The sequence below is a fragment of the uncultured Empedobacter sp. genome (assembly GCF_937930195.1).
Taxonomy (GTDB): domain Bacteria; phylum Bacteroidota; class Bacteroidia; order Flavobacteriales; family Weeksellaceae; genus Empedobacter; species Empedobacter stercoris.
The window spans coordinates 1-4512 of sequence record NZ_CALGVK010000010.1 but is presented as its reverse complement, the minus strand read 5'-3'; the positions used below and the strand labels follow the sequence as shown (position 1 = coordinate 4512).

At 30.7% G+C, this 4512-nt stretch carries 3 protein-coding genes; 2 read left to right on the top strand and 1 reads right to left on the bottom strand.

Features of this window, described 5'->3' with window-relative positions; genetic code table 11:
• Window positions 1-486: 486 nt before the first annotated feature.
• Window positions 487-2364, bottom strand: a complete 1878-nt coding sequence (gene htpG, locus Q0616_RS00505) for a molecular chaperone HtpG (RefSeq protein WP_171622201.1) — start codon at window positions 2362-2364, stop codon at window positions 487-489.
• A 182-nt stretch (window positions 2365-2546) separates the two neighbouring features.
• Between htpG and Q0616_RS00500 the strand changes: the two genes are divergently transcribed.
• Both Q0616_RS00500 and Q0616_RS00495 read left to right on the top strand, forming a co-directional pair.
• Complete coding sequence (locus Q0616_RS00500; protein WP_225539518.1) at window positions 2547-3428, top strand: DUF72 domain-containing protein; 882 nt, start codon at window positions 2547-2549, stop codon at window positions 3426-3428.
• Window positions 3429-3516: 88 nt separating this feature from the next.
• Window positions 3517-4488, top strand: coding sequence for an N-acetylornithine carbamoyltransferase (locus tag Q0616_RS00495; RefSeq protein WP_188319928.1), 972 nt, complete (start codon window positions 3517-3519; stop codon window positions 4486-4488).
• The last annotated feature ends 24 nt before the right edge of the window (window positions 4489-4512 follow it).

The following is a 4512-nucleotide window of genomic DNA, read 5'->3' as shown; positions in this document are numbered from 1 at the left end:
TGATTATAAAAAAAGAATTTTATAAATAGAACAAATATCTATTTTTAATAATAAATGATATACACTCATATATGACTAATAATAAAGTCTTATATAAACTATGAGCTGAAATCAATTAAAAAGAACGTCTGGTTTAAAAAGGATTTCAATTGCTTGAAATCCTTCCCGAAATTTTTGATAATGATTTGAATTAACTTCCACCTTTAAATGGAAATTCTCTGTCGGCTTAAAAATTTCGTTATTTTCATGGGAAAAACAATTATTGATTTTAATGTTCTGTTTTAAAACAACTCAAGTATTCTAAAGTCCTGAACGAATAATTATTAATTCCTTGATGTAAAATTAATGACAAAAATCATGTTCAGCAAATTATTTTGCATTAATTTTAAAAGTTTAACACATCAATAATGGATAAGATAAATAAAAATCCAGCACATTATGTGCTGGATTTTAAGCTTAAGACGACTAAAATATAGTGTTCTGAGATTATTTAATGTTCTTAAAACTTCTATTGATAAAATTTGTTAATTCTTTACCTTTTAACAATCCTTGTGATAATTTTGCTAAATCTAATGCTTGATTAATCAATGCATCTTTTTCTTCCTTCGATTCTTTTGCTAAAATTTCTGTTGCTAATTCTGAGTTTGCATTTACGACAACATTATACATTTCTGGAAAATTACCCATTCCAAACATTCCTGCACCACCAGAAGCTTGCATATCTTTCATTCTGCGCATAAATTCTGATTGTGTAATGATGAATGGTGCATCTGTTCCAGATAAATCTTCTAATTGAATGGTGTATGATTTGTTGTTGATAGACGCTGTGATATCCGTTTTCAATTTTTCTTTGTCTTCATCCGATAATTTAGAAATTTTTACTTCATCTTTTTCAATCAAATTATTGATATGATCTGCATCAACGCGAACAAAAGTTACATTTTCTTTTGTTGATTCTAATTTCTGAATCAAATGAGAAGAAATAGGAGAGTCTAATAAAATAATTTCGTAACCTTTCTCTTTTGCAATTTGAATGTATTGATCTTGCCCATCAACATCAGAAGAATAAAGTACAACTAATTTTCCATCTTTGTTGGTTTGATTATCTTTTATCGAAGCATTCAATTCTTCCCATGTAAAGTATTTACCATCTACAGTTGGATATAATGCAAATTTGTCAGATTTTTCGAAGAATTTATCTTCCGAAATCATTCCATATTCAATCACAACTTTAATGTCGTTCCATTTTTGTTCATAATCTTCACGATTCTGATTCATTAATGAAGACATTTTATCTGCTACTTTTTTCGTGATATGTGCCGAAATTTTCTTCACAGCACCGTCTGCTTGTAAGTAAGAACGAGAAACATTCAACGGGATGTCTGGAGAATCTATCACACCACGTAATAGCATCAAGAAATCAGGAACAATTCCTTTTACTTCATCTGTTACAAACACTTGATTTTGGTATAACTGAATACGATCTTTATCGATATTAATGTTGTTTCCTAATTTAGGGAAGAATAAAATTCCAGTTAAATTAAACGGATAATCAACATTTAAGTGAATGTGAAACAATGGCTCTTCGAATTGCATTGGATACAATTCTCTGTAGAAATTTTGGTAATCTTCGTCTGACAGTTCAGATGGCGTTTTAGTCCAAGCTGGATTTGTATTATTGATGATATCATCTACTTCGATTTCTTCTGGTTTTGCATCTTCTGCAGCACCTTCTGGTAAAGGAAGTGTTTCTTTTTTTGTTCCAAATTTGATTGGAATTGGCATGAATTTATTGTATTTTGTCAATAATTCACGGATTTTCCATTCATCTAAAAATTCTTTCGAATCTTCAGCAATATGTAAAATAATTTCTGTTCCACGCTCTGTTTTATCCGAATTTTCTAATGTAAATTCAGGCGATCCATCACATGTCCAATGCACTGCGGGTTCATCTTTGTACGATTTTGTGATAATTTCTACTTTATCAGCAACCATAAACGCAGAATAGAAACCTAAACCAAAATGTCCAATAATTCCATCCGCATCTTTATGTTGATTGATAAATTCTTCAGCACCAGAAAACGCCACTTGATTGATGTATTTTTCCACTTCATCAGCTGTCATTCCAAGTCCTTGATCAATAATGTGTAAAGTGTTATCTTCTTTATTGATTTTTACTTCAATTTTTGGATTTCCGTATTCTACTTTTGCATCACCAATACTTGTTAAGTGTTTTAACTTCAATGTTGCATCAGAAGCATTCGAAATTAACTCACGCAAAAATATTTCGTGATCACTGTATAAAAACTTCTTAATTAATGGAAAAATATTCTCTACCGAAACATTAATACTTCCTTTATTCATCGTTATTGTATTTTTTATTTTTAATAATTAGTTTTTCTTGCAAATTGTCTGAATCATCAGATTTGTTGATTGGTTTTTAAATTTCAAAAGACATTCCAAAGGAAAGGTTTATGACATTTTGTCTTAAAATAGATCTTGTAAAATGCTGATATTTGCTTAATTTTCGGTTAAAATTTAGAAAGATGAAATTCGGAAAAGTAGAAAATCCAGAATTGGTTGATTTTACATTGCCAAAAACACCAAAAGAAACAATTGACTTATTAAATAAAATTGATAAAACTGATGATTTTGAGGTCTATGTAGGCTGTGCAAAATGGAATAAACAAGATTTGAAGAATTTTTATCCGCCTAAAACAAAAGATGAATTAACTTATTATTCAACGCAATTTAATAGTATTGAACTGAACGCAACTTATTATCGTTCTCCAACTAAAGAAGTTGTAGAAACTTGGACAAATAAAACGCCGAATGATTTCAAATTTTTTCCGAAAATTCCGCAAAGTATAAGTCATTATGGAAGATTGCAAAATGTGACGGATAAATTGAATCAATATTTGGACGCTGTTGCGTTGTTTGAAGAAAAGTTAGGCATGATTTTCTTGCAAATGCACGAAAACTTTGCACCAAAAGATTTTGATAAACTTCAAAATTTCATTGAAAACTTTCCGAAAGGTTATCCGTTAGCGGTTGAACTCCGTCATGAAGAGTGGTTTTCGAACGAAGAAAATTTTAATCGATTAGTAACATTATTAGAAGAACATAATATTTCGAATATTATTGTTGATACAGCGGGTAGGCGAGATATGGTGCATATGCGACTGACTTCCTCAGAAGCTTTTGTGCGTTTTGTTGGAGCTAATATTCCGTCCGATTATGAGCGTTTAGATGAATGGATTGAAACAATTAAACTTTGGAAAGCCGAAGGATTAGAAAAATTATATTTCTTTATTCATCAAAATTTGGAACTTGAATCTCCAATGTTAGCTAAATATTTCATCAAGAAATTAAACAATGATTTAGATTTGGATATTCGTGGACCACAAGATGAATTGACGTTGTTTTGATCGAAAAATTATTGTAGAATAAGCGCATTTTATAAATTGTTTCCATTAATTTTGTAGGACAAATAAAATCAAAAGATTCTTCTTATTTATGAAACAATTCACTTCGGTTTATGATGTAGCAAACATCGACGAATTACTAAAAACAGCCTTAGAAATTAAAGCAAATCCTTTTGCTCAACAAGAAGTTGGAAAAAACAAAACAGTTGGTTTAATATTTTTTAATCCAAGTTTACGAACTCGTTTAAGCTCAATTAAAGCAGCATATAATTTAGGTGCAAATGCTTGGGTTTTGAATGCAGGAGCAGATTCTTGGACGTTAGAAATGGCAGATGGAGCTGTGATGAACGGAGATTCACAAGAACATATTAAGGAAGCAATTCAGGTAATGAGTGCATATTGTGATGTTTTGGGAGTTCGTACATTCCCAAAATTAGTAGATCGTGACGAAGATTATAACGAAATCATGTTTAATAAAGTAAAAGAATTGTCTTCTGTGCCAGTTGTTTCTTTGGAAAGTGCAACGTTACATCCATTGCAATCTTTTGCAGATTTAATTACAATTGCAGAAAAAACAGGTTATACACCAGGAACTCAATCTGCAAAAAAAGTAAAAGTAGTGATGACTTGGGCACCACATCCACGTCGTTTACCACAAGCTGTTCCAAATTCTTTTGCACAATGGTTTTCTAAAGTAGATTGGGTTGATTTTACAATTGTTCAACCAAAAGGTTTAGAATTAGATCCGAAATTCACAGAAGGAGCGACAATTGCTTATGATCAAGATGAAGCATTAAAAGATGCTGATTTTGTTTATGCAAAAAACTGGTCATCTTATGAGAATTATGGTCAAGCAAATGGAGGAGATAAAGATTGGGAAATTACGATGGATAAAATGAGTTTGACGAACAACGGTAAGTTCATGCATTGTTTACCAGTTCGTCGTAATGTTGTTGTTTCTGATGAAGTATTAGATTCTGATCATTCTATTGTGATTGATGAAGCAACAAACCGTATTTATTCGGCTCAAACTGTATTTCACGAGATTTTGAAAAATAATTAGATTATTTTTTTTTATAAATTAAGC